Consider the following 25,030-nt stretch of genomic DNA (forward strand, 5'->3'; position numbering starts at 1 on the left):
CATTTATTATTCATGAACGGCCAGTGTTTTTCCCTGTATATGCGGAAAGATCTGTAAAAAGGTTCCGGCATCTGCACAATCAGAGATATTCTCCGGCCATTTCAAAATCTATTTTATACTTTTGTAAAAGTAACCTCTTTGGTTAAAAAATTTAGTGAGATAAATCTGCTTAAAATGTGATTTAAGTTAAAAAAATGAACGTTTTCCAATAGTCCTGATATAACAATTATGATCTCAAAGTTTACCTTTAACAATCAATATCTTTTTGATGAACTTCCCGAATATGACAAGAATTTACTGCTGAAGGCAATGAAGACCAAGAATTACCGGAAAGATGAGGCCGTATTTGCTGACGGTACAAAACCCAATGGAATTTACTATCTCAATGAAGGTAAAATAAAGAAATACAAGGTAGATAATGACGGCCGGGAACAGATTATCTATATCTACAGTTCAGGAGAATTCTTCGGATATTCTGCAATATTGAGTAATGAATCCTATGGGGATACCACCACCACACTGGAAAATTCTGTTATCTCATTCATTCCGAAAGACAGTTTTCTGGAAATCATGGATCAGTCCCCGGTGTTTTCCAGATTATTACTGAAATCTTTAAGCCATGAGTTTAGTGTGATGGCCAACCTTATTGCCGTTCTGTCCCACCGCACTGTCAGGGAAAGGGCCGCCCTAAGCTTACTGATCCTTCATGATAAATATAAAACGAATGCTCCTCATGAAACAGAAGTCCTGATTTCCTTATCCCGTGTTGATCTTGCCAATATGGTGGGAACCGCAAGGGAAACCCTGGCCCGAATTATCAATGATTTCAAGCAGGAAAAGCTGATCAGAACAGAAGGAAGAAAAATAAAAATTACTGATTTTAAGCAATTAATCCATATCGCAAACTTCTACTGATCCGGAGCTGCATTTAGTTTTTACCTCCCTCTTTTTCCATAGCCTGCCTAATTTTGACAAGCATATCGATCGCATTCAGATTTTTTGGGTTCAGAGATAAAGATTTACCGTAATTGAGAATAGCGGCATTATAATCTTTGGCTACCCAGTATGCTTCTCCGAGACTGTCGAACAAATTGGCATCTCCGGGGTACATTTCCGTAGCGAAAGTGAAGATCTTTATAGCTCCGTTTACCTGCTTTTTATCGCGCATCCATTCATATCCTATATAATTACTGAGCCATACCAGCCCGGAAGCAGACCTGTATTTTTCAATTTCGTCCCTGGATTTACCAGCCGTTCCTTTTGTCCAGAGTTCCCTGATATATCCTGCCGGATCATTGGGATTATTATATTTTTTATAAAATGCTACCCCTTCGGCAGATTCCGGAAACAGCTCTGCCATCATATAGGAATGCGCCCCTTTCTTCAGCTCATCTTTCAGATTAATTTCCACGGAATGACCGAAATCATGGTGCAGGAACAGTTGTATAGTTCCTTTATTCAGGTCATAAATATTGGTATACTGAGTGTCTTTTACGTGCATCTGATCCATCACCGAAGAACAGAAAGCTGCTGTTCCGGTTGGCTGGTTAGAAGCAAGAAAGCTGATTCCTTTCATATAATAATCCAGTTTTTTCCTGTCTTCTTCCACAGTACTTTTAGTAGGGTTAAAATTGGACTGGATATAGTATTCCTGCTTCCCGAGGGTGAGTGCACCGCCTTCTACCAGCAGATATTCGCCCGTTTTATCCACAAACATCATCACACTCGAAGTCAGGAAACTCATATCAATGGTAGACAGGTAATCTTTCACCTGATGCACAGTGTGGAAATGACTCATTACCTGCCGAACAATTTCTTTCACAGGCATTTCAATCTTACCCGCCTGTTTGGCCACAGGCATTTCCGGTGTGGCAAAACCGTCAAAAACCAACCCTGCCTCATTCATTGCGCCCTGTGGAAACCGGTTAATGAATCCCACATAAGCAACTCCGTAGCTGTTCTGCATTTTAGGTTCAAACCAGATTTCAGCATTCGGGCTTACCCAATCTTCATTGTTTCCTACAATGGTTTTGCCTTTATGGGTCATTTTAAACATACTGCAGCAGTAAGCAGTATGGCCCAGGACAAGCAGAAAAATAGTTAATAATCTGATTTTCATAGATTAACATTTTAATATTATCAAATTTAGCTAAAAAAAAATATGAAAACCATTTATAAAATATAAAAATTCGGATCTGTCCTGACAAGCTGTTGTCACCCAATGCTCCTAGTTTTGCATATAGTATTAAACCTCAATAAGACATTATGAAATTAACATCATTAAGAATTATCACAAAAAACATTCAAAAATCTGTTGAATTTTATGAAAAAATAACCGGATTAAAGGCGCAATGGTATACGGAAGATTTTGCCGAACTTTCCACCGGAACAATTACACTCGCCATCGGAAGTACCCGCACCATGAAGCTTTTCGGTGAAGGGCTTACCGAAATATCAGGATATAAAAACAGTATTATAGAATTTATGGTCACGAATGTAGAATACGAAAAAATAAAAACACTAACCCATGATATTATGCAGAAGCCTACAACGATGCCGTGGGGTAACCGTTCTCTTCTGTTCTGCGATCCTGATGGAAACCTGATTAATTTTTTTACTCCTGTAACGCCCGAGGCAATAAAGAAATTCAGTTAATCCGGATAAATAACACTCCGCCATATTGTACTGATCATCAAATGGTTAAGGTCATTTAATAATTCATTGACCTGCAGGAGAACTTCAAAATGCAGACCCGCCGATCAGTAAGAAATAAAAAAGCAGGATTTAAATTATTTTTAAAATTATTTTACTTTTTATGCTGTGAATCATAAAATATCTGGAAATGTGGTACGTATTTTTGTATTACCATAATTAGTTGTGCTGGTAGCAGTGCAAAATTTAACCCTCCTTAATGGGAGGGTTTTATTTTTGGACCGGAATATTTTATCAGGAAATTTCTGCTTTTTCCTTTAATTTTTCCAATTCTGATTGTAACATTTCAACCTGCTCTTTCAGAAGGCCAATGTATTCATGATTTTACAGAAAGTACTCAGGAATATTACAATACTGATTATAGTTATACTTAAAATAATTTTTTGATTTTAATATCAATTCATGCAGTAACTCTAACAATAATTCAAAACTTAGCCTCAATTTTTTTACTTAGTAAATAAATGAATAAACCTAATGTTACATATCCCAGCAATACTTCCAAAATAACTAATGCCTGGCCAAAATCACCCACCGGATGTATATCACCATACCCCAATGTTGTGAACGTAACAATACTGTAATAGAAACAATCAAAAAAAGTATACTCTTTAGAGAAAATAAAATCATTTCCAAAAAAATAATAAACCCCAGAAAAAATCAGATTTATTATTAAACTGACGACCCCAAGTACACTAAATGACTGCCAGTATTTTGTAAAAAGAACTTCAAAAAAAAACTGCAGTCGTATCTTAAAAGGTAAGGCCTCATATCTATGAACCATTCTGTACACATGCTGAAACCATTTTATATAATAAGCTAATGGAATTAGCTCAGAATTATTGATCCCAGTAATGGAATTTGTCTGAAAAAGAGTATGCTTTCTTATCTCAGGATCCTTCACGGGCCTAAATAAATTGATCATACTTAATTTAAGCAGTTCCCAATAAGAAATTTTATTAAACTTTATGGGATTATCACCCAGGTTTTTATCATTAAAATCAATAGCATTGACAAAAGCATTAGTAAAATTTACTCCATTAATTGAAGAATGCTCATCCATTCTAACAGAATAAAACCGGGCATTTGTAAAATCTGAATTTGTAAAAGTGGTATTTTTCCATTGTAATTGCTGAAAATGACTGTCTTTAAAGTCAGCATAAGCAAACATACAATTTACAATAATGCAGGAATCCAGCTGTATCCCTTGTAAGTCAATACCTCTCAAATCAGCCAGACCGGAAATTTGAGAGGTAGAAAAACTTTTCGCAAAAGATTCAAGATTATAATGCACTCCTTTATATTCAAATGTAAAATCTGTAAAGTCTATGTCCGTATATTCAAAAGGAGCAAAACCTTCATATTTTCTTTCATACCTTTTACTACTCTTAAGTAGTAAATAATCTTTTACTTTTTGCCTGCAGACTTTTCCAAAATCTGACTCCCAACGAACCGCTAATCCAAAAAGGTCAGGTTCCCCATTATTAAAGAAAATATCTGAAGCTTCATTTACTCCCTTTTCAAACCAGAAGTCAGAAATATTTACATCTTTATCAAATGATTTATGCTGCTTTAATTTAGACTTGTAAAAATCATATATTCTCATGGTTATAGTTATAGTTTTAGATCTAAATCTACAAAATTCAATTCATAAGGAATAATTCATTCATCCCTTTTTGGGAAAGTATGAGTTTATTTTCCTAAAAACTCGGTTGTCTTGGCTACAAACTTTTCATGATTTTGAAAGAAAGAGGCGTGTCCTGAATCGGGGAAGATGAGCAGTTCTGCATGCTCCAGATTCTGAGCCATATTTTTAGCATTCTGCACAGATACCGGCAAGTCATTTTCACCGTGAACAATAAGAACGGGATTCTTAATATTCTTCAGCTCTGTCAATGCATTGGCATCGGGTTGGGCCCAATTTAAAACGGCGGTCAGCTGTGTGCCTGAGCTGGCATCGGTTAACGGCAGATCCCTGTCTGTGGTACGGCGCTGAATTCTTGTATAGGCGGCTTTTCCTGCTGCGATACTTTCTGCAGACTGGGTAAACCCGAATTTCAGGAAAGATTCTTCCGGACTTAATCCGGCTGTTCCTGCAATAATACCCGGCAGATCGGATAATCCAATTGCTCCTTTCGGGCCTGTCCCGGTTAAGATCACTTTATTAATCAGTGTCGGGTGGGTAAGCACTACTCTCTGTGCTACAAATCCTCCCATTGAAAAACCCATAATATTCACCTTATTCAGGTTCAGGGCCTGTATAAAATCAACGGCATCGTCTGCCATTTCCTGAATGGAATTCGGAGTTGTTCCTTTTGAAGAGGCCACTCCCCTGTTATCAAAGATAATAACCTTGTACTTTTGGGCCAGGCCATCGGTAATCGCGGGATCCCAGTCATCCATTGATCCGCCCAGACCAGGCAGCATTACCAAAGGAATTCCTCCTTCTTTTCCCAAAATACGATAGGCAAATGAATTTCCTTTTACATTTATAAATTGGGTTTTGGCGTTCTGGTGGTCATTGTTTTGTATCTCCTGAGCCGTGGGAGGTTCACTTTCTTCACTGCAGGACACCGTCACTACGGTAAAAAGACTTAAGAATAACAGACTTGCTACTGAGAATTTTCTGATTGTTTTCATTGTTGTTTATTTTTGTAAGATTATGGTGCAAACATAGAACACAAAAATAAACGGACCTTCCGGAAACCTTCCGAACCGGACATCTTCAGCTGTAAACCGGACATTGCGAAAAGTGATTCAGCTCCTGTTTTTCTTAAAACAGATAAAGCAGTACAAAACTGCACTGCTTTATCTGCTATTTCTTAAAATAAATGTTCTCTGCTTTTAAACAGGGTTTAGTAATAAATCTGACGTTCTCTGATCTGCACCATATTTTCCTGTTCCATTTTTTTTACAGCACGTATCACCGTTTCAACACGCAATCCCGTTAAATTGGCAATCTGCTGGCGGGTCAGCGGAATATGATATCCAAACTGCTTGGTCACCGGAGAAGATTCCTTATAATAATCCATCAAAGACCTGATCTTTGAGGCGGGATCTACCGCAGAATTATTGAAAAGCATGACATACTTATAAAATAACCTGTCAGACAGGTGACGGAACAGATCAAATACAGTTTCCTGATTATCCCGGAGCAGCTGTAAAAAATTGGATTTCGACAATTTTAATAAACGGCAATCTGTTTTTGCAACAGCATTCATGGGATAGGTTTTATCACCAAAAAGCAGTGACTCTCCTATACTCTGCCCCTCAGAAAGAATATTCAGGGTAAATTCTTTACCATCTTCATGGTAATTGTTCAGCTCTACAGTACCGCGGATGATCTGGAAATAATAATGAGGAGTATCCCCAATGTGATAGATCGTTTCCTTTGCGGTGTAGTCTTCGTACGCAGCTCCATTTTCGAGCAAAAGATTTTCATCGATTATCATATTTATATCAATATTTGGTTATTGTTGAATGGATGAACATCTTAGTATTGGCTTCATTTGAAATACAAATACCAGGCCATATCAGGAGCATTTAAAGTTAACACGTACCACATAATTCACTATTTTATAACAAATTACATATATTGTATATATGTTGTCAATATAGATCAATGGGTGATAGGTACAGAGAAAACAAACCATATATTTCTGCACATAGTTTCCTTAATTAATATAATTTTTTTAAAGAAGATTTCCCATATGCAGTAAAAATCATCAATACTATAGGAATAAAAAAAGGAGGCTCTCGCCTCCAGTTTTTTCGGGTATCATAGCCTTAAAGGAACAAAATTAACTTCTCTATATATATTTGTGTTTTTTTGGGTTTCAAGAAGTTAATATAAGGCCATCATCATTTTCTAATTCTATCTCATCACCTGTGCTTTGTATATAACTATAGTTTATTATGTATAATATCGCTTTTATCATTTGTGTTGTTTTCTCATTTGTGTAAAAACTCAAAAAACATACTTTTTTCGCTTGTTGAATTTTATACTACAAAGTAACAACATCAGAGGATAAAGTCAACTATATTTACCATAGATAGCCCTCTAGACAGGTATAGATATTTATCTATATTTAATATGATGAACCAGAACGGATGATGATGCTTTAGATTTTATGATGGGTCTTGATCAGATCAATCAGTTCCACAATATTTTCAATTTTCAATTTCTCAAAAATATTTTTCTTAATGGTACTTACTGTATTTTGCTTGATGTCAAGGCTATTTGAAATTTCCAGGTTTCCAAGCCCGTCTGCATACATTTCTGCAATCTGCAATTCCCTTTTGGTTAAACGGCTCAGGGGGTTTATAAGATCCGGGTTGGCAATTAACTGTACCAGAAGGTTCCGGGAAATTTCAGAATAAAACTCTCCCTTCTGTATAAAGTGAAGCAGGGCCTCTCTTACTTCTTCTTCTTCACTTAATTTACTAAGATATCCATTGGCTCCTGCTTTGAAAAATTTAAGTGCATGCACTTCTTCCTCCAATCCGGAAAATATTAATATCCTGATATCGGGGTTTGCCTTTTTCATATCCGCTATAATGTGCAGACTGTTCCCATCCGGAAAATGGGCATCCATGACCGCAATTTCTATTCCTTTGGTTTCTACCAGCTCTATCACCTTTTGTAAAGATGAAGTGTGATAAAATATAGCGTCCGGAACAATATCACTAATCGTAATTTCCATCCCCTGCCGTACAATACTGTGATCATCAGCCAGCAGGAATGTAATTTTTCTGTTTTCAATTTGTTCCATTTTCATAAATATTTAAATTGATCCTGAATGTTATTTTTGTTCCTTTATGCAGTTTGCTTTCAGCAGAAATCTCACCGTTAAAAAGTTCCACAATTTCTTTGCATAAATTTAATCCCAGACCTGCTCCCAGGTTATCGATCTCGTCAGACAGCACTCCCTGATAATAGGGTTCAAAAATTTTTGCCACATCAGATTCTGATATTCCTACACCTGTATCTGCCACTGTAGTGATGAGGGAAATTATTTTTTCGTCTACCGGTTCTGTAGCCATAATAAGGTCTATCTGCCCGTTTTCAGTAAATTTATTGGCATTTCCCAGAATATTCATAAATACCTGGTTAATCTTTATATTATCCGCAAAAACCATGATACCCTCCGGTATTCTGTCTGTTACTACAAACTTATTATTCCTTGTTTCTATATAAGGCGTAATGATTTTGGCAATAGAATTAAGCTCATCCTTAAGGTTAAAAACCTTATTCACCATTTTTTTATCGGCCTCCTGATTTTTAGTGTATTCCAAAATCTGATTAGACTGCATCAGCAAGGTACTGTTGGTAAATTTTATAGATTGCAGGTAATCCTTGATCCCGTCATCAGTGGTTGTTCTGCGGATCTTATCAATAAAGATATTAATGATCTTCAGCGGAGATCTCAGGTCATGGCTCAGCATTCCCAGAATCCTGTTTTTGAAGTTCAGGTTCTTTTTAATTTCCTCATTTGCCGCATTAAGCTGCCTTTCATAGATAAAAGCCAGCCTTGTAAGATACATGATCAGAATGGAAACAATGAACATCAGGATCATCAGCCCAAGAACCATTTTGGTCCTGATCTTATTATTATTTGAACTTTGCTCGTTATATTCTTTTTCCAGTTGTGCCCTGAAGTCATTAATGGCATTTTCATATACTTCTATCAATCCGTTACTATATACAAGCAGCTTGTTAAAATTACTGTAAAACTGCAGGTTATCACGCTGGGATTTGGCTGCGGTTAACTGCACTTTCTTGATTTCAGCAGTATAATGCTTATCCATGGATTTCATGGCGTTGTTCATTTCAGATTTTACCTGCGAAAGATCAAAGGTCCTGTTATTGCTCAAGGTAACAACGGTGCTTTCTTTCTGTACATTCACTTTATTTGTAATCGCATCTTTTAACCGTCCCATAAAGCCTTTCTTTTTGATGGTATCAGCATATGTTCTGGTTTGTATATTCAGATTTTCAAAATCATTCTTATACTTTTCCGGCTCATAAGGTTTTTCATCAATTTTTGCGGGAGGGTTCAGAGAAGTCTGGTAAACAGAGTCTATTAATGTTTTAAACTTGATAATTTTCAGGGTATCTTTTCTGCGCCGCTCCAGGTTAGTTTTCAGCCTTGGACTCGTTTTTTCATACTCCCCTATTTTATCAAAATTACTCTTAAGCTTTTTGAGTGACTGAAAATACAGCTGCAAATCTTTATCATCCTGAGTAACCATATATTTCTGAAGAAATTCCTGCGCATCCATAAAATCTTTTCTGGAATTATCAGTCAGCCCACCAAGAGCCCTGCTTTCTTCCAATTGATCTTTAATGAACTTTAACTTCTTTGCATTAACAAATTCAGTATAAAAAAAGGTTGCTATAATCACCTGTATCAACAGAATACAAAAGATCAGTGAATAATGGACAACTTTTCTCCATTTAAAATTTAAGAATTTATATTCCATATTTATTTATCACAATTTAATCCGCGATTACTCAAGCTCATGTGGTATCAGTTTAAACAATAAAAATAGTACCAAAAAAATCAGTAACTGCAAAATATTATCCAATCTGCAAAGTTAAAGTAATTTTTATCTTCCTAAAATAGTGGATAACAGACCAAAACGAATATTTTAATTCTTCTCTATACTAAATTACAAATAAAATTTTAAGATTTTGTTAACATAAATGTATTTTTTTAATTGGATATAAAAAATTTAGTTCCTCACAAAATATGAAGGATTTTATTTATTTTTTTTCGAAGCCTTACCGGAAGGACAGTCTACCACATTCCACGGGCTATTCTGATGATATTGTAAAAAAATAAAAACCTGCTGTTATGCAGGTTTCCAGTATTGTTACAGCCGGTTTTTTATTGTACATATTATTTCCAATGTACCATATCATACGGATAATAAGGATTATCTTTAAAGCCACTGTCATCCAATCCCTTTCTTTTTACAACAGCACCTGCTTCCCAGGCCCAGTATCCGCTGTATCCCCAGTCTCTCAGATGCGAATTATACCAGGCTTCCTCTTTATACAGACTGTACCAGTCTTCAAGATATTTTTTTACAGCCGTTTCCGCTTCCTGTACAGAAAGATTGATGATATTGTTTAGTAAAACAAATGGTTTATAATCATTGGTACTTACCGCTTTATTTTCAATGCCGGCAATGAAATAGATAGCCGGAATCGGTTTAAATTCCGGATCCGTACTACTATTCTCCCAGGCACCGATGAAATTTTGTATTTGAGTTTTGTGATCCTCAAGCTTATTTAAAAGCAATAGTAAAGAACAGCATTTAAGAAACAGGGAATTATCCTTAAACTCTGCCGGATCAGCCTGAAAAAGAAAGCTTAAAGCTTCATCAAGAACAGGTGATATCTTTTCTACATCCTCTCCTTTTGAATATATATCCTGGATCTTTTGAAGTCTGATCGTACAGGCTTCAATATAATGATGGTTTTCCAGTTTTCCGTTTTTTTGTTTATAGGCCTGAAAATCTTCTTCATCATCTTTCATCCAGAGGTCAATTCTTTCTATTTCCTTTGTGAAATATTTTCTGTCTTTATATTGTGATCTTATTTTTTGAGAACTGTTGTTTTCTTTATCCTCGCCAAATATTTTACTAAAAAATCCCATAATTAATTTTTATTACTGCTAATTTAAATTAAAATAACCAATCTACGATCTTAGATCCTGCGCCACTTCCTATCAATCCACCCACAATTCCGCCTACTACTCCCCCTACCACAGTTCCTATTCCCGGACAGATCGCTGTCCCGATAACGGCACCGATTTCTGCTCCGGCCCATCCTCCGGCCATTCCACCTACTGCCGATCCTGTTGCCTGCTGGGTTTTATCTCCAAAACCACCTTCTTCCTGATAGGCAGAATAAATACTTGCAGCATCCAGCACCACTCCCACTACTACAGCTCCTCTTCCCAATACTTTTCCTGTTGTTTTAAGGGCCGGACTGGATTCTACAGCCTGAGTAGCTTTCCATAATGCATCATTAGCCTTTGTTGCACCTTTACTTGACTGTACCGCAGCAGAAAAATTTGAGTTAGCCAAAGCCTGTACCGGTTTGGAATTACGAAGTGATGACCGGGTACCCTGAATAAACTGGGAAGCTTTTGAGGGAGGTTTCATTTCGATATCAGTAATAGCTCCCGCTCCTTTTCTATAGCCATCATCATTTACAGGAATATTCCGCATATTCCCTTCCGTATCTATATGGGTAACAGCTCGTTCCAAAGACCCGTTGTTATTTGCCCTTCTCATCCTTCTGGCATCTTCGGCACTTGTAATAGCTCCATTATCTATATGATCATTCGTCCATTTTACATCGAGCTCCCTGTTTCCACTTCCTTTATTTGTTTTCAGCTTAGCCTGATCATATTTTGCATCTGTTTCCCTGTATACCCCTCCTTTTTCATAAGCTCCGTCAATCCCTGATGCAGTAGGCTTGTCTATATCCATATTGGGAGATTCTTTCCGTATATCTCTCCAACCCTGCTCTCTATAATACACCTGATCTTTCATTTCTCCATAATTCCCTTTTCTATGCTGAGATCCGGTGTCTGTGGTTAATGCAAGCTTACCTTTTTCCACATCATAAATAACCCCTCTCTGGTTATAATCAAGAACGCCGTTATAATCCATCCACTGGCCTGCCAATGCAACACTGCCATAAGAAAACCAAAATCCGGAACTGGAAGACGGAGCATTGAAATCAACACTTATTTTTCCTCCCTGCTGACAAAGCAGGTTCGCATCTTCAAAAACAAGTTTATAACCATTCAGCTTTACTCCTTCATTACACTTATCCCAATAGATCGGTGCAAATTTGCACGGACCTCCTGCAATAGAACAGGTTCCCAGCGGAGGAATATTCTCCCCCGGAATCATATCCATTTCATTCGCCAGATATTCTCCATATATCTTTGAATTGTTATGGTGGGTCACTTTAAGTTTAACCGGCACAGATCCTTTATCACATTTAAGCCAACTGTTATCCGGTATATATTTCTTGGCCATGATGCTATTCTTTTACAGTGGTATTCAGGGTATCCAGGGCAAGAGAAAAATGGTTCTCCGGAGATTTATTTTTCAAAGATCTTGCTACGGTATAGCTATAAATAGGTGATTCTATAAATGACATATACGTTTCCGCTTCCTGAAGAATATGATGTTCATCAAATAAGTAAGATTCTTCATGATCAAATGAATAATCAATTTTAAGATCGTATTGATTAACCAGTTCCTTTAAATTTCTTACATAGCTCTTCCTGTCAAATTTATCTTCGTCCACTTCTCCTTTGACCTTTACCAATATAGCCCGGGTATCCGGGATTACAACCGCCTCCCATTTTTTCTTTATGAACAGATCCAGCCCCATAATCAAGGTTTCAAATACCTGTTCTTCTTTTATTTCAGAGGAAAAATCTTTATAATATCCGGCAAAGAACATTTGTTGAAAACCAGTGCTGTTAAGCTGCTTAACCAGTTTTTCCCGGTTATTGACAAAATGATGAATATGTTCTGCGGTCTGCTTTACAAGCTCATTATCCTGATAATTATTCTGCAGTCTTTTTCCCAGTTCCCTTAATTTTCCATCCAGGTCAGGAATTTCCACATCAATAGCTCTTCCCTCATGATCAGGCAATACCAGAATTTGGTTTAACAATGAATTGACCAGGTTGGTAAATGTAAAAAAATCAGGATGGGAGCTTTCAAAAGAGACTTCTTTAACTTCCATTTTTACCACAATATCTTTGTTGGCATTGAGCAGATAGCTGAATTCCACATCAATATCTTCAACCATTTTAACGGTATAGGTCCCCAGATGAATCTGCATTGCAGTAGAGATACGGTATAACTGAGGAGACATTACCGGAATATTTAAAACTACTTTATCCATTATGACTGATTTATTTCAACTTCATTTCCTGATATAAACACCATATCTCCTCCGGAGACATTTACCTTTGTAGATCCGTCAATTCCTACTTCTGCCGAGCTGCTTTTTATGGTTACCGGCCCTGCTGATGCAATGGTTTCCACTTTTCCTTCGCTTACAGTCGTTATGATTCCTTCAGGGGAAATCGTAATGGTATTGTTTCCTACTTTGAAAACAATACTGGTTTTTCCTTCCAGAATAATATTTCCTCCGGCATCCATCTGCAGCAGAGACTGAGGCGGTGCGCCTTTCTCTCCTCCCACATTAATGGTACTGCTGCTCCCCGCATTAATGGTACTGGCAGCACCGGCATTGACCATATGATTGCTTCCGGCGTTTGTGGTATGGTTCACATTGGTATTGGTGGTTGCATTACCGGCTCCGTCAAATACCATATTCGCTCCTCCCTGATCTTTCAGACTGACAGAACCACTCCCGTTATCATATTTCAGTTCGGCACCGCTTCTTCCGCTGAAGCTCATAATATTATTTCCTGCTCCTCCTCCTGCACTGATCCCGCCATGATACATTCCGCCCATGACAAAAGGCCGGTCAGGATGAAGATGTACAAAGTTTACAATGACCTGATCCCCCACTTCGGGAACCGACATAAAGCCACGGTTTTTACCCACCTTTTCACTGCTTCCGGCATCAGGGGACATCACTCTTATAAATTCCGTAGTATCCTGTCCTTTTTGCCAGTCAAGCTGAACCTGAACACGACCCTGATTCAGTGGATCGGTATTTGAGATCACTTTACCAAACTGAGGCTCAGCAATCGGAACCGTGAATTCCGGTCTCGGGATAAATCCGGTATCTGAAGCAATGGCTTCAAAATAACCGTCATAATAGCCTCTGGCATCTACTTCGTGGGTTACTGCTATCAGCATTAATTTTGTAAAGTAAGAAGTATCATTACTATCCGCCTTACGCATTTCAACATCTGCAATACATCCCGGATACAGGAATGGTACGGTGGTAGACCCCGAGGTAACAAATACTTCAGAAGCCTTACTTCCCGCAGTTCCTTTCTGTGAGGCATCAATATCCATAAAAGAAGAAGCCTTTATGGGCGCAACCCTTAAGGAAGGGGTAGAAAAGGTTTTTTCTGATATTTCATAAGCACGTCTTGCAATATCTGAGGTATGGCTGATCTTTGAGCTTCCTCCTGTAAATTTTTCATTTTTACTGCTGTTATATCCATAGAAAGTAGGATTAACATGCTGTGCCCTCATTTTTATTTTAATGTCACTCAGGTTACTGCCATAGGTTAGTTTAACAGGCTGCTCCTGTGGCGGTAACTGTCCGAAGTGCAATACTTCCCCATCATAGAAAAACTGTTCTCCATATGCCTCAGCCAGCCTTGCAAGATAATTGTAATGAGTCTCCTCATACTGAGAGCTGTAAGAAACATTTCCGTAACGGGCATCAACCCTAAAGTCATATTTTCCTTCTCCCAGCCCTTCCCTGATAACATGGTGGGCAATACTATTAAGACTGATAGGCTGTCCTCCGCCAAAGCTTTGGATATGTGGCGCTGCATCCAGGAGGATAGTGGGGCTATATCCTTTCAGTACAAGATTTCCAAGGCTGCCTTTTTCCTGACTGAAGCCAACCTCTGTAATAACACCAATAAAATTTCTTTCCGGGCTGCTCACCACATCTTTATATTTAAATACTATGGTAATCCGCTTGCCAAGAAGCTTCTGTGCTCCTTCAAGATTGTGGTTTTCTGTATTTCCCAGGGCATCATGGGCCAGAATAAGATCAAACTCATGATGTTTTACTGCACTTTGGGTAAGCTTAAAATGTTTAAAAAATTTAATAGGTTCACCTTCTACAAAAATATCCAGACGCACAACCCTGTTTATTCCGGCTATAAAATTTTCAGGGATGCCTTTTGCATTAAATATCTTTGAGGTAGGCTGTTTTGACCATACTTTATCCGGAACAACCGCCGGATCATTGGGAAGCAGCGGCTGGTTCAGAAATCTTCTTCCGGTATCTGCTGCTTTTTTATGCTTTGATACCGTATTTTCGGAGTCAGGAATGTGGACAATATCCTGAATTTTATCTGTAATATCTGTTTTGTCTGAGACAATTTTCTGTGTGGGAATATCTTTTCCTTCTTGAAACATGACAAAGTTTTTTTCAGTTGTTGATTTGGATTTGAAGAATACTTTCAGGTAACTTTAAGTTCTGAAACAGCCTATAATAGTTGACCGGACAGAATTCCGGAAGAGTTATTATACTGAAACTCTTCCACTTGATCTGATAAGCAATGGTTTGGACCTCTTTTCATACTTTTTACTGATTTGGTAATGCAATATATTACCTAAAAAATTCACGTACAAATGAATTAGGAGTTATTTCGAAAAGTGTCGTAATTCTACGATTTAACAGGGACTGCTCATAAAATTATGAATTCCGGCTGCCTTCTCTGAGCTGTCAGTTTATAATTTATGTGAAGATTTTCAGTTTCACTATCAGATTCCCATCCATCTTTTCCGGACATTCAGCTGCTTTAAACCGGGATTATCAATATAGTCAGCCTTAATATGTATTTTAGGGTTCTCTTTCAGGATAAAGGAGATTTTCTTTTCCAGGCCATCTCTTTTTATACTGATAATTACCTCATCACCGATATTCTTTTTTGCAAAGACTGGTAAGGTTTCCAGGGCTACAATAGACCCCGATTTTATATTGCTCATCTCCCTTGTAATTTCTGAACCGTCCAGAGCAAGTATTTCATCATGTACATTTAAACCATGCATCCATGCCGGTGAATCTTTTAAAACACTGCTGACCTTTACGGTATTTTCTGCTTTTACTAAAGCTCCTGTATAAGGCTTTCCGGGGGAGGCAATCTCTTTATCCGCCTGTATGCCGGCGTAGGAAAAGTATTTTTCGAAATCAATATCATCAGTTCCGTCAATATATTTTTTCCAGAATACCGTAAAATCAATACCACTTATTTTCTCTACCATTGCTTTGAATTCAGCATCAGTGTAGCCACGCTTTTGAGCATTGCCCTGTTGGTACATTGCTTTCATCACGTCGTCCAGGCTTTTAGCTCCGTTGGTAGCATTGGCAATTTCCAGATCCATCAGCAAACCGATAATTTCTCCTTTGCTATAATAAGAAACAGAACTGTTCCTGGAATTTTCATTAGGCCTGTATTCAATTATCCAGGCATCAAAGCTCGATGAAGAGGCAGACTGTACTTTTGTACCGGGTGTATTGATCACATTTTCAAGATCTCTGATCAGGTCTTTTAAAAAAACAGCCTGATCAATAATTCCGGCTCTGAGTAATATTTTGTTCTCATAATAAGAGGTAAAGCCTTCTGCTGTCCAAAGATTGGTTGTGTAATTTTCCTTATCATAATCAAACGGTCCGAGTGCTACGGGACGCAATCTTTTTGCGTTCCATAAGTGGAAATATTCATGAGCAACCAGACTGTGAAATATTTTGTATCCTTTTTCTGTATTATAGGCATTTCTACCTGCTGCCAGAACGGTTGAGTTTAAATGCTCCAGCCCGCTTCCTCCAGGCAAAGAATTATTGTGAACGATAAATGTATAATGCTTATTGGGATTATCAGCAAAGATACCGGCACTTTGTTCCACCACTTTTGCCATATCTGCCTTCAGTCTTTCTTTATCATAATTCCCACCGCCATACATTGCTACTTCATGCCGTATTCCTAATGCCTTAAATTCAAAAACATCCTGATTTCCCACTTCAATAGGACTGTCAAAAAGAATATCAAAATCCGGGGCATAATAGGTAAACTTCTGCCCTGCCACCGGTTCCAGTCCTGTACTTACTTTATCCCATTTTCCAAAAGGTAAAATTTTTACAGTGGTGGGTGTAATGATCATTCCGTCAGGATACATAAAAACTCCTGTCGGGGAAAGAAATGCATGTGAATCATCAATAAAAGAAGACCGGACCGAAACTTCAAACGCATATATTCTGTAGTGTATTTTTGCAGCGGCAGCTCCGTCATTGAAAACCCTCCAGGTATTCTTGGTTATTTTCTGAACTTTGGCAGCCTTCCCGTTAACAGCCGCAGTAAAGCCTTCTACATTTTTACTGAACTCACGGACCAGATAGGATCCCGGGGCCCACACCGGCATTTTCAAATCAATATAATCTTTTCCTCCAAGGCCTCCTATATTCATGTCCACCTCTGCATAGTGCGCCTGTGGTTCTTTAAAGGATATTTCAAAATCTATTTTAATCTGTGATTTTACACTGATGCTAAACATCATCAGCAATACTATTCCCAGTATTTTTTTCATATCGTACGGTATAATGATTGGATTGCTTTATAGCTTTGTTGAAAATATTGTTATTCAAATTCACATTTATCTTTTATCCTCTGGTACGCCAGCTATATCCCCGAAAATTATCATCATACAAAAAGATCAGGTTTACAGGCTTTTGAATCAGATCAAAATATTTCTGTTCTTATTTTACGTATACGTTTTTATCATGCAGCTCCATCCATTTGGAAGGATCAGCAATATCTGTCCATCCAAACTGGCGGTATAGTCCATGCGCATCACCAGTCAGCAGAATCCATCTTCTGAGCCCCTGTAGATCAGGATGCTGCATAATCATTTCCATTAACCGTTTAGAAAGTCCATGCCCCCTGAATTCTTCCAGAATATAAACATCCCCTAAATAAGCAATGGTAGAAAAGTCTGAAATGATCCTTGCAAACCCAATTTGTTTTTGATCATAATACACTCCAAAACAAAGAGAGTTCTGTATTGCTGTCTGCACCTTTTCTTCTGGAATATTCAGGCTCCAGTATGCTTTGGTGGATAAAAATTGGTGTATCGCATGAATATCCAGTTTACTTTTATCCGTAGATATCAGAAACTCTCCTGAGTTTATTTCAACATTTTTCATATTATTTATTCTTAATGCACACTATAATTAAATAAATCTGTTAAAATTAGTAATTCTTTACTAGCATAAAATAAATTCTATTAAAAAAATATTACGATAGGTAAATCAGCAAAGAAGACCATAAAAAAAGGCTGTTCATCCCGAACAGTCTTGTGAGAAATATAACTTATTCCTGTAAGTTAGCTTTTTTACATAGTCTATACACCTTTTGAATCAGCAGAAAAGATACAGTCTAATTGTTAGACTATATAAAATTGTTTTTTAATTTACATCCTTAACAAATATACTTTAGCTTTTATTCACGCAAAAGTTTTCATCTGTTGACTTCGTCATATTTTTTATATTTTTTCCGGACTGTTTTTTTAGGTTTTTTAATTTTCTGTTCTTTTTTCTTGATTTCAATAAGCAAAAGCATCATTATTAAATGATAGATACTGAAAAAAACATTCATCAACACAATATCGAAATCCAGGGAACATCTCAATATAACCCCAATCAGGTTTGCAAATAAATACCATAAAGTATCTTAGATAATAATACCTGACTCCTGTTTATTACTTTCCTTTATTATGGAATAAAACCAGTAGAAACCGGCTGAACAAAGTCCGGCTAAGTATATCAGTAAAGAATATTTTTCCATATCATATGAGTATTTTATTCCCGCTTTTTGGAGCAATTTGTGTTGTCAGTCTTATACTGGGTATAAGTAAAATGATTTTATTTTTGCACCAGCTTTCTTGATACATTCCTATAAACAATTATTTTCCTGCTATTACTGACCATATAATTTTTTCCATTTCGTAACCGTATTTCTACTCAGCTTAAAATATGAGGCCAGGTCACTGTTATTAAAGTTGTATTTTTTTTGAAAATCCAGTATTTGTAGAATATCTTCTTTACTGTAAGATTTTAACTGCTGATTCTTCCGGGAGGATATCTTGTTTCCGAAAATCTTTTCATTCATATCTATAATATCCAGAGCAGATAATTCCTGTTTTTGTAGTAATAGTTCAAATTCTTTTTTCCTTTCCGGATACATTTTAGTCAGAATATCTGAATAAATAGCTTTATAATCAGGTTGTTTATATTGTTTCATTACATTTTTAACCAGTATCAATAGATTTGCAGTCAGACCAGAGGGAAGGCCGGTTTTATTTACCATACTTCGCAATCCATTTATACAATGTAGTTTTAGGAATGCGGTATCTTTCCATTACTTCCCGCTTTGTCATCTCCCCTTTTTTAATCTGGGTTAAAATAAAATCAATTACCTCTTTGGTGTAGATATTCTTACGGAATATCGGAGATTTTGTTCCGAAACCATCTTCAGATATTATCTTTTCAACCGGCGGCGAGTACAAAATAAGATGTTGGGAATAGATTCTGAAAAAATCATATTTCAGAAGTTTGCACCATTTCAGGAGCACATCTGTAGAAAGGCTCTCCTGTTTAAAGACCTGCTCTACTTCCCCTACACTACATTCAAAAAAATTACAGATCCGCTCTATATTCATATTAATCTCTGCAATTCTAAAGCTTATCATAGAACCAATATGGATGTTCTTAAAGTCCATGAATATGTATTAGATTAAACCCATCCATATAACAGTAATTCTGGTAAACTGCAGCAATATAAACCACACAGGAAAAATTAATTTTCTTTTTCCACATCTTCTTATGTTATTTTTTATCATTTTTGTGAAAAACTATAAAAAAAGTCAATTAAAATTAAATCAACCTATTCAAAATAGTTTTTTATTTTTTGCGCAAATATATAACGATAATTCAGTTTAAATTATAAAAAATAAAATACGTTAAAAACTTTTAATGCAATAAGTTACATTGTACATATCCACTCTTGGGCATATGATATATTTTTAAACATTTATTATTAAATCTAATTTCTATATAATAAATTATGAATTAATAATCATTAAAAAAAAACAGAAAATAAAAGCAATACATCAAAAAATAATTACAGATTAACTTTCGTTAATACATGACAAAAATCACACTTAAAACAAGAAGTCTATTGCTCAACAAACTACTTACGGATTAGCTTTTATATTGAATCCATATCATAACCATTAGTATTTTCTATTTTTAATATCATTTTCCCATATGATATTTTACTAACTTTTCAGTTTGAAAAAAGAGTATCTTATACATTATTGATATTCTTAATTCAGCTAAGTATTGATTGTTCAGTTTGAGTACTTACAACATCAAAAACAGATTTTTCATCTTATGAAAAAAACAGATTTTAATTTTCATCATGGCATTACCTTCAGTAAGCATGTACCGGAAAACTTATCAGATTTTGACAGGGTTTTTGATATTTTCAAAGATCTGCTTACTCATACTTCCGGCGATATTGAAGAAGCTTTTGAATGGCTGGATATGCTTGATAAGGAATATGACATTTTTAATGAGGAATATACCCTTCAGGATTTCGAAGAAGATTTGAAAAAGCGGGGATACATCAGGGAAGAAAAAGACCCGGAAGATGGCGGTTCGGGAAAAGGGAAAGGTAAAAATATCATGACTCCAAAACTGGAAGCTGCCCTAAGAGAATATGCACTGGACCAGATCTTTGGAAAACTGAAGAAAAGTGGCATAGGAAATCACAGGACTACAAAAACAGGAATCGGTGATGAACGGGATGGTGAAAACCGCTCCTATCAGTATGGAGATGATCTCTCCACCATCAATATGACGGAAAGTTTAAAAAATGCACAGATTAATAACGGAATTTCCGGCCTTCACATGACTGAGGATGATCTTATTGTAGAAGAAACCAGACACAAGGCACAAATGAGTACCGTTTTAATGATCGATATCAGCCACTCCATGATTCTATATGGTGAAGACCGTATTACCCCTGCCAAAAAAGTAGCAATGGCTCTGGTGGAATTAATTAAACGAAAATATCCGAAAGACTCAATAGATATTATTGTTTTCGGAAATGAAGCCTGGCCGGTTAAGATCAAAGACCTTCCATATCTGAAAGTAGGCCCTTACCATACCAATACGGTTGCCGGTTTAGAACTTGCCATGGATATCCTGCGCAGAAAAAGAAATACAAACAAGCAGATTTTTATGATCACAGACGGAAAGCCAAGCTGTATAAAGCTTCCCAATGGGGAACTCTATATGAACAGCTATGGCCTGGATGAAATGATCGTAACCCAATGCCTTAACCGGGCAGCACAAGCCCGTAAATTAAAAATTCCGATTACCACCTTCATGATCGCACAGGATCCTTATCTACGTCAGTTTGTAAAAGCATTCACAGCCCAAAACAACGGAAAGGCTTTTCTGACGGGACTTTCAGGCTTAGGACAAATGATTTTTGAAGATTATGAGAAGAACAGAATAAAGAGAATATAAAAATGAAAAACGATATTACATTCAAAGAATTAAAAAAATCCGGTTATACAGACAAAACCATCACTGAGGAGATCCGGGCTAATTTAATATCACGTATCAAAGCTAAAGAACCGGTATTTGAAGGGCTATGGGGATATGAAGACACTGTTATTCCGCAGCTCAAAAAGGCTATTCTTGCCGGGCATCACATCAATCTTTTAGGACTGCGCGGACAGGCTAAAACCAGAATTGCAAGAAGTATGGTCAATCTTCTTGATGAATATATGCCAATTGTAAAGGGTTCCGAAATTAATGACAGCCCGTTTCATCCTATTTCTAAATTTGCCAGGGATCTCATTGCCGAATCAGGTGATGAAACACCCATATCCTGGGTACACCGATCGGATCGTTTCTTTGAAAAACTGGCCACTCCCGATGTTAACATTGCTGACCTGATCGGCGATATCGACCCTATTAAAGCTGCCACCCTTAAACTTCCTTACTCTGATGAACGGGTATTACATTATGGAATGATTCCGCGTGCCAATCGTTCTATATTTGTATTAAACGAGCTTCCGGATCTGCAGGCCAGAATTCAGGTTTCCCTGTTCAATATTCTACAGGAAGGAGATGTTCAGATCCGTGGATTCCAACTGAGAATGCCTCTTGATATTCAGTTTATCTTTACTGCCAATCCGGAAGATTATACCAATCGTGGAAGTATTGTAACTCCATTGAAAGACCGGATCGGATCCCAGATTTTTACCCATTATCCCAAAACAATCGCACTGGCAAAACAAATCACAGAACAGGAAGCTATGATTTCAGCCGAAGACAGATCCCAGATTCAGATTCCTGATCTGGCAAAAGATCTTTTGGAAGAAGTAGCGTTTGCAGCACGGGACAGTGAGTATGTAGATGCTAAAAGCGGAGTAAGCGCACGTCTTACAATCAGTGCCATGGAGAATTTGGTTGCAGCCGCAAAATTGAGACTGATTGAATCTGGCGCAGAAAAAACCACAGTCCGCCTGCTCGATTTTATGTCTATCATCCCATCCATAACAGGGAAGATTGAACTTGTATATGAAGGAGAACAGGAAGGCGCAGATTATGTAGCAAAAATATTAATAGACAAAGCAGTAATGATACAGTTCGAAAGCCTGTTCCCCCGTATCTCCAAACTGGAAAAAGAAGGAATAAAAACACCTTATACCGATCTGATTAAGTGGTTTGATAAAAACCATCTGGAACTTAACTACAATGATACTGATGAAGAATTTTATGCTAAGATTGATAAGATTGGTCCTTTAGCTACTCTTGTTGAAGAAAATGTTTCTGAACTAAGCACTGAAGATCAGAATTTTTGCAAAGAGCTTATATTATGGGCATTAACCATCAGTAACAAAATAGACAAATCTGAGAATCAGTCTGTTTTCACTTTTGACTCTGCAGGAATTCGTCAGTATCTACGGGATTAAAACTTTTTCAAACGTTATAAAAAAGCTATCGGAATCGGTAGCTTTTGTTTTAAATTCTTACCTTAATAAAAAAAGAACCTTAGATATTATATCAATTCATCATTGAATTTCCCTGTTCAGTAAAAATCTCTGAGGATAGAGTACGATACAATCGTTAAAAAATAACGTAAATTTGCTCATCCTTCCCCGAAGGAGCTCTTTTTAGTTTACTCCATCATGAAAAAAATAACACTTTCTTTATTTGTATTCCTGGTTCATATGACCTGCCAGGCCCAAAACTTCAGCCTTGTTCCTTTGGGTATATATGGCGGAGAGCAGGAAGATAATCTGTCTTCTTATTTAGTAGGGACACCGGAAGACAGTACTTTTATTTGTCTCGATGCAGGTACGGTAAATACCGGAATACGAAAAGCCATTCAGTTAAAAAGTCTTCACGGAACAACAGAAACAGTCCTGCGGGATCAGATCAAAGGGTATTTTGTATCTCATGGCCATCTGGATCATTTGGCCGGTCTTATTATCAATTCTCCGGCTGATTCCAAAAAAGACATTTACGCCATGTCTCCGGTACTTCAAATCTTGCAAAACCACTATTTTATCAATGATACCTGGATCAATTTTGCAGATCAGGGCCAAAAACCGATACTTGGGAAATACCACTATAATGAACTCCAGGAAGGGAAAGAAATACCGGCATCTCAAACCCCGTTCTATTTAACAGCCTATGAACTGAGCCATGTCAACCCTTATAAAAGCAGTGCTGTACTTGTAAGAAATAACACGCATTACTTATTGTATTTAGGAGATACAGGAGCAGACCGGATAGAGAATTCTGACCGGCTGAATAATCTCTGGACTACTATTGCTCCCCTGGTCAGAAAAAAACAACTGCATACAATATTAATAGAAGTTTCTTTTCCAAACAGCCAGCCTGAAAAACAGTTATTTGGCCACCTTACACCTAATCTTCTGGTGGAGGAATTAGAAAAGCTCAAAGAAAAAACCGGTCAGAAAAATCTGGAGAACCTGCATGTTGTTGTTACTCACAGGAAACCTACAGGAGATAATCCTGAAATCATAAAAAAAGAATTACTGGACAACAACCCTTTAAAAATACAGTATATTTTTCCTGAGCAGGGAAAAAAGATCATTTTACCATAACTATCAATAAAAAAGATGAAGCATTATAGCTTCATCTTTTTTATATCAATCTGATTATTAAAGACTTAATATCCACCGGACATTAAAAATATCCGTAATTTCAAGGAGTTTTTCCTCCCCAAAATACTTCATAGGGCCTCCTTTTTCTCCGGTAACCAGCTGCCTGGCAAGTTCTGTCCTTTCTGAAAGATTTTTACAGGGAAAATAAACAGCGAGGTGATTACCTGTTCTTTTTCCTTCATGAGGAACAAGATCAGATCCATAAATAGTGATCCTTTCAGAAATAAGAGAGCCACTCACCACCGGTTTATCTTTATATCCGTCCAGAGCCAAAGTGAATAAGTCTAAAAAAAGCTCTCCTCCCAAACAGGATTTATAAAAAGCCAGCGCTTTTTTACAGTCTCCTGCAAATGTTATAAAGATTCCGGACTTAGCTATTTTTTTTTGCTGCTCAGACATCACTGTTCAGTTAAGCATCCGGGATTTCAGGCTCTACAAGCCTCTTTAATTTATCCAGGGATTCCTGCCAGCCCAGATAACACATCTCAACAGGAATCATATCCGGAATGCCGGTCTGTTCAATATTAATCTCCGTACCACATGACACTTTATTCAATGAAACCGTAGTGGTCATTTCCCCGGGTAAAGCCGGATTATCAAATTTTTCTGCATATTTAAGAAATTCGTTGGGTTTAATTTCAATATATTGCCCTCCAAATGAATGTCCGTTACCGGTACTGAAATTTATAAAGGTCATTTTAAATGCTCCTCCCACTCTAAAATCCATTTGTTGTACCGTACATACAAAGCCATAGGGAGGAAGCCATGTGGCATGTGCGGCAGGATCTGAAAATGCCCGGAAAACTTTCTCAGGCGCAGCCTGAATAACTCTGTGTAAAGAAACGCTGTTATTTTTCATTTTGTTTGATTTTTTTAGATATTGTTTCAAAAATAATTTTTATCAACTGATATTCAGTTTTATTCTATATAACAGAAACCTCACTGTAAGGATCAGCTTCAGTAAAGGAAACTTTTCTGCTATTCCATTTTCTGAACCGGTAAGAAATCATCAGTATTCCCAGGAAGACCAGTGGCATTAACATGTATTCCGGTTTTTGATCAACGCAGGCGTGACTTATCAATGCAAATATCAAGTTAAATGCCAGTCCCGCATATGCCCATTCTTTTAACTTATCCGGTACCTTATTCACTGAGATTGCCGTTACTCCAAGTATTTTACAAATAATCAGCGAATAAGCAAAGTAATCAGGATATCCCAGGGCCTTCGTTCCGGCATTTACATACTCTGGTGCAAATACCAGTGTGGCAGCAGGCATGATTCCTTCCCAAAGGATCAGGATAACAGTAGCTACCCAGAAAAATATCTTACTTTTTTTCATGATTT

General features: G+C 37.1%; 22 protein-coding genes. 5 read left to right on the plus strand and 17 right to left on the minus strand.

Annotated elements, in window-relative coordinates:
- Positions 1-228 precede the first annotated feature (228 nt).
- Positions 229-915, plus strand: a complete 687-nt coding sequence (locus DRF59_RS01150; RefSeq protein WP_115956459.1) for a Crp/Fnr family transcriptional regulator — start codon at positions 229-231, stop codon at positions 913-915.
- Positions 916-928: 13 nt separating this feature from the next.
- On the opposite strand, the gene DRF59_RS01155 is transcribed toward DRF59_RS01150, so the two are convergent.
- On the minus strand, positions 929-2,119 hold the full coding sequence (locus DRF59_RS01155) for a hypothetical protein (protein ID WP_115956460.1): 1,191 nt from the start codon (positions 2,117-2,119) through the stop codon (positions 929-931).
- Between the two features lie 146 nt (positions 2,120-2,265).
- On the opposite strand from DRF59_RS01155, the gene DRF59_RS01160 reads away from it, so the two are divergent.
- The gene (locus DRF59_RS01160) at positions 2,266-2,655 is read left to right on the plus strand and encodes a VOC family protein (RefSeq protein ID WP_115956461.1); all 390 of its coding nucleotides are present in this window, start codon (positions 2,266-2,268) and stop codon (positions 2,653-2,655) included.
- A gap of 481 nt (positions 2,656-3,136) precedes the next feature.
- Here DRF59_RS01160 and DRF59_RS01165 read toward each other — a convergent pair whose 3' ends face one another.
- From DRF59_RS01165 to DRF59_RS01225, 13 genes are all read right to left on the minus strand, one after another.
- Positions 3,137-4,315, minus strand: a complete 1,179-nt coding sequence (locus tag DRF59_RS01165; RefSeq protein ID WP_115956462.1) for an ion channel — start codon at positions 4,313-4,315, stop codon at positions 3,137-3,139.
- A gap of 86 nt (positions 4,316-4,401) precedes the next feature.
- On the minus strand, positions 4,402-5,349 hold the full coding sequence (locus DRF59_RS01170; protein WP_115956463.1) for an alpha/beta fold hydrolase: 948 nt from the start codon (positions 5,347-5,349) through the stop codon (positions 4,402-4,404).
- A gap of 215 nt (positions 5,350-5,564) precedes the next feature.
- Positions 5,565-6,161, minus strand: a complete 597-nt coding sequence (locus tag DRF59_RS01175; RefSeq protein ID WP_115956464.1) for a Crp/Fnr family transcriptional regulator — start codon at positions 6,159-6,161, stop codon at positions 5,565-5,567.
- 669 nt (positions 6,162-6,830) lie between these two features.
- Complete coding sequence (locus DRF59_RS01180; protein WP_241505455.1) at positions 6,831-7,481, minus strand: response regulator transcription factor; 651 nt, start codon at positions 7,479-7,481, stop codon at positions 6,831-6,833.
- On the minus strand, positions 7,468-9,192 hold the full coding sequence (locus tag DRF59_RS01185; RefSeq protein ID WP_115956466.1) for a sensor histidine kinase: 1,725 nt from the start codon (positions 9,190-9,192) through the stop codon (positions 7,468-7,470). The genes DRF59_RS01180 and DRF59_RS01185 overlap by 14 nt, the downstream gene beginning before the upstream one ends.
- Before the next feature lie 419 nt (positions 9,193-9,611).
- Positions 9,612-10,373 (minus strand): PoNe immunity protein domain-containing protein, encoded by a 762-nt coding sequence (locus DRF59_RS01190; protein ID WP_115956467.1) that lies wholly within the window; start codon positions 10,371-10,373, stop codon positions 9,612-9,614.
- A 28-nt stretch (positions 10,374-10,401) separates the two neighbouring features.
- Entirely contained in the window at positions 10,402-11,772 is a 1,371-nt protein-coding gene (locus tag DRF59_RS01195; RefSeq protein ID WP_115956468.1) for a PAAR-like protein, read from the minus strand.
- Between the two features lie 4 nt (positions 11,773-11,776).
- The gene (locus DRF59_RS01200; RefSeq protein ID WP_115956469.1) at positions 11,777-12,655 is read right to left on the minus strand and encodes a hypothetical protein; all 879 of its coding nucleotides are present in this window, start codon (positions 12,653-12,655) and stop codon (positions 11,777-11,779) included.
- Positions 12,655-14,832 (minus strand): type VI secretion system Vgr family protein, encoded by a 2,178-nt coding sequence (locus tag DRF59_RS01205; RefSeq protein WP_115956470.1) that lies wholly within the window; start codon positions 14,830-14,832, stop codon positions 12,655-12,657. Before DRF59_RS01205 ends, DRF59_RS01200 begins: the two co-directional genes overlap by 1 nt.
- A 348-nt stretch (positions 14,833-15,180) precedes the next feature.
- The gene (locus DRF59_RS01210) at positions 15,181-17,001 is read right to left on the minus strand and encodes a M61 family metallopeptidase (protein ID WP_115956471.1); all 1,821 of its coding nucleotides are present in this window, start codon (positions 16,999-17,001) and stop codon (positions 15,181-15,183) included.
- Between the two features lie 169 nt (positions 17,002-17,170).
- Positions 17,171-17,617 (minus strand): GNAT family N-acetyltransferase, encoded by a 447-nt coding sequence (locus DRF59_RS01215; RefSeq protein WP_115956472.1) that lies wholly within the window; start codon positions 17,615-17,617, stop codon positions 17,171-17,173.
- 772 nt (positions 17,618-18,389) lie between these two features.
- The gene (locus DRF59_RS01220) at positions 18,390-18,713 is read right to left on the minus strand and encodes a helix-turn-helix domain-containing protein (protein ID WP_115956648.1); all 324 of its coding nucleotides are present in this window, start codon (positions 18,711-18,713) and stop codon (positions 18,390-18,392) included.
- A gap of 55 nt (positions 18,714-18,768) precedes the next feature.
- Positions 18,769-19,191: a transposase gene (locus tag DRF59_RS01225; protein ID WP_115956473.1), complete on the minus strand. Its 423-nt coding sequence runs from the start codon at positions 19,189-19,191 to the stop codon at positions 18,769-18,771.
- Positions 19,192-19,864: 673 nt separating this feature from the next.
- On the opposite strand from DRF59_RS01225, the gene DRF59_RS01230 reads away from it, so the two are divergent.
- From DRF59_RS01230 to DRF59_RS01240, 3 genes are all read left to right on the plus strand, one after another.
- Positions 19,865-21,007, plus strand: coding sequence for a vWA domain-containing protein (locus tag DRF59_RS01230; RefSeq protein WP_115956474.1), 1,143 nt, complete (start codon positions 19,865-19,867; stop codon positions 21,005-21,007).
- A 2-nt stretch (positions 21,008-21,009) separates the two neighbouring features.
- Positions 21,010-22,464 (plus strand): sigma 54-interacting transcriptional regulator, encoded by a 1,455-nt coding sequence (locus DRF59_RS01235; RefSeq protein WP_115956475.1) that lies wholly within the window; start codon positions 21,010-21,012, stop codon positions 22,462-22,464.
- A gap of 216 nt (positions 22,465-22,680) precedes the next feature.
- The gene (locus tag DRF59_RS01240) at positions 22,681-23,625 is read left to right on the plus strand and encodes an MBL fold metallo-hydrolase (RefSeq protein WP_115956476.1); all 945 of its coding nucleotides are present in this window, start codon (positions 22,681-22,683) and stop codon (positions 23,623-23,625) included.
- A gap of 57 nt (positions 23,626-23,682) precedes the next feature.
- Here the strand turns inward: DRF59_RS01240 and DRF59_RS01245 are convergent, their stop codons facing one another.
- The 3 genes from DRF59_RS01245 to DRF59_RS01255 all read right to left on the minus strand — a co-directional run bounded on the left by DRF59_RS01245 (position 23,683) and on the right by DRF59_RS01255 (position 25,025).
- Positions 23,683-24,084: a glyoxalase gene (locus tag DRF59_RS01245; RefSeq protein ID WP_115956477.1), complete on the minus strand. Its 402-nt coding sequence runs from the start codon at positions 24,082-24,084 to the stop codon at positions 23,683-23,685.
- Positions 24,085-24,094: 10 nt separating this feature from the next.
- Positions 24,095-24,544: an SRPBCC family protein gene (locus DRF59_RS01250; protein WP_115956478.1), complete on the minus strand. Its 450-nt coding sequence runs from the start codon at positions 24,542-24,544 to the stop codon at positions 24,095-24,097.
- Between the two features lie 64 nt (positions 24,545-24,608).
- Entirely contained in the window at positions 24,609-25,025 is a 417-nt protein-coding gene (locus DRF59_RS01255; protein WP_115956479.1) for a DoxX family protein, read from the minus strand.
- Positions 25,026-25,030: the final 5 nt, after the last annotated feature.

This window comes from Chryseobacterium flavum, assembly GCF_003385595.1.
Classification (GTDB): domain Bacteria; phylum Bacteroidota; class Bacteroidia; order Flavobacteriales; family Weeksellaceae; genus Chryseobacterium; species Chryseobacterium flavum.